Annotated in this window: 1 protein-coding gene; it reads right to left on the bottom strand. The window is 52.8% G+C overall.

Going from position 1 to position 2,517, the window contains the following annotated elements; all coding sequences use genetic code 11:
* Positions 1-264: 264 nt before the first annotated feature.
* Complete coding sequence (locus tag BO74_RS20865) at positions 265-1,521, bottom strand: sensor domain-containing diguanylate cyclase (protein WP_496445295.1); 1,257 nt, start codon at positions 1,519-1,521, stop codon at positions 265-267.
* Positions 1,522-2,517: the final 996 nt, after the last annotated feature.

Genomic DNA, 2,517 nt, shown 5'->3' with positions numbered 1-2,517 from the left:
CGATCGCGATAACGCAACCCAATACCGAAGGAATCCTTTAACCTTGCAAGCGGACTTCCTGCGAATTGATTGGTACGGCTACAGGGGGCAGGTCATTTCTGCCCGGTTTTTCTAGACGGCAATTTCGAGGATGCGCTCAGACATCTCAAGGAAGAATAACCGAGGGGGTCAAGGGCCTGCTGATGTGGACTACACGATGCTGAGACCGAACGCTCTCATACGGCAGGTTGCGGTCAACGTGATGACTAAACCAGCGGTTGGCTTTTAAAGCTCCCGTGACACCGAGACTCGGTTCCGTCCCCCGCGTTTCGCTGAATACAGAGATTTATCCGCCCGCTCGATGGTGCCCTCAATGACCTCATCCGTCCGTAGGGAGGCAATTCCCAGTGATAGGGTAACCTGACCGACCTCGTGGTCGGTTTGGCGTTCAACACTTGCCCGTATCCGTTCCGCCAGCGCAATTGCTTGCTCCAATCCGCAATTGCCTAAGACGATCAGGAACTCTTCGCCCCCCCAGCGGATAACGGTATCTCCCGTTCGTACACTTTTGCGAAGGGTCTGGGCCACGTCCCTCAGTACCCGATCGCCAGTAAGGTGACCAAATCGATCGTTAATCTGTTTGAAAAAATCAATGTCTGCGACGATCAGGGAGAGCGCCTGATTCTTTTCGATTGCTTCGCTCCGCGCTTTTTTTAGTACCGTGTCGCCATGCAAGCGGTTAGACACCCCTGTTAGCTTGTCGATGGAAGCGGCCTCGCGCAACGCCTGCTCGCGCAAGACCAGTTCCGTAATGTCTTTGCTGACGCTGACGTAATTGGTGATTTTTCCCTGCGAATCGGGAATGGGGGAAACGCTTTGCTCGGCGTAATAAATCGACCCATCGCGTCTCCGATTGGTAAATACCGCTCGGAAAGGTTCGCCATTTTTGAGAGAAGCATGGAGCTTCTCGTAGGAAGCATCATCCTGTTGCCCAGAGCGGAGAATCGCGGGTGTTTTCCCGATCAGATCCTCGTCGCAGTAACCGGTCACATCGGAAAAAGCCTTGTTGGCAAAAACGATTTTGTCTTCCTGATCAGTGATCAAGATTGGGTCATGACTTGCGTGAAGCGCCCGGGCAAAAAGTCGCCCTTGACGTTCAGATTCAACGTAATCGGAAATATCCTGCTGGACAGAGACAAAGTGCGTCAGCAAGCCCTCGTCGTCATGTACCGGCGAAATATTCCAGCGGACCACATAGGGCGTTCCATCTTTGCGGTAATTGGTTGTAGAACCCTCAAAATACCTTTCTTCTCGCAAGCACGCGCGTAAGCATTCGATGACAGAGGCGTCGGTATCAGGACCCTGAAGCATCTTAAGCGAGCGGCCTTGCAACTCATCCACGGAGTAGCCGGTCATTTTGCAGAACGCCGGGTTGGCGAATACGACGGCATAGCCATTCTTGGGATCGGCATCGGTAATAACCACGGCATTCCATGCGCGCATGATGGCCGTGCGAAGCAGCTGAAGCTCAGATATGCTCATGACGAACGGTCCTTATTCGATGCTAGCCAACCTCCTCTATGTGAGGCAAAAAGTTGGAAGGCTTCGAATTTTAAGGGTTGCAGCTGAACAACTGATTAAGGGTTTGCAACCCCTCGGGTGGCGACGGGCAGATGCGATGGTTCAATATGTTCGCATGGTACGTTTCAACTTTTCGTGACAGTTTGTTCTCACTTTCGCATAAAGAGACTCAGAATAGGCAGTAGCAATAGCCTGCATACTAACTGAGAAGGATCAGACTGTCGTCACTTCAGCGACGGCTTCAGCCCATCCTGATCCCCAATTCCGGTCAAGCATGGAAAAAGCAGTGGCAGCCATTTTGACCCCGAGGGGTGATTGCTGCCTTCCGCCCCCTCGCGCGAGACATTTACGACCAGCCTCCGTCACAGCCTCAGCTAGAAGTTTGCCATCCCGGTCGTAGATTTCGGCGACCACCGGACAATGGCTTGGCAGCCTCCATTTCGCTTGACGAGGCGTTTTCACCGTATAACGACTTTGAGTCGAAGTGACCGAGTAGCCGATCCGATGTCTCCATCGCCATCTCTACTCTCTCCCACTCCACCTGCTCTTGGGAAACGAACCAAGCGATCGGACTCGCTATAGCCGCAATAACTATGCTCACGGCTCCGATCCGTATTGGCATGCGTTGTGTTCAGTATCCATCGTAGGCAGTACTCGAATTCCGGCCAAATTCGAATATTCCATATGCGTAACGACTAAACATCGATTGAATGTGCTGCTGTTAGTTACAAGAAAAATCAAACTGTGGACCTCAATTGGGCGGCAATTACCCCCAAACCAGTTCTACGAAGAAGAGATGCAGGTTTTGAGCAAGAAGCAGCCAATCCCCCTCCCCGCTACGGAAAGTCCTCTTGGCGGCGGCGGACTAAACCGCTCGCGCGGTAGGGGTGGCGCTCAACCGTAGCGGTGTGTTCTGGACAGCAAGAGGTTTGCGACGGCAGGAAGCTGCCGATGTTG

The sequence above is a fragment of the Propionivibrio pelophilus DSM 12018 genome (assembly GCF_059569095.1).
The sequence above is the reverse complement of the archived record's forward strand: the minus strand, read 5'-3'. Positions and strand labels throughout refer to the sequence as shown.

Coding starts and splice junctions, on each gene's coding strand:
- BO74_RS20865 (WP_496445295.1), bottom strand. CDS start 1,521: ATGAGCATATCTGAGCTTCAGCTGCTTCGCACGGCCATCATGCGCGCA.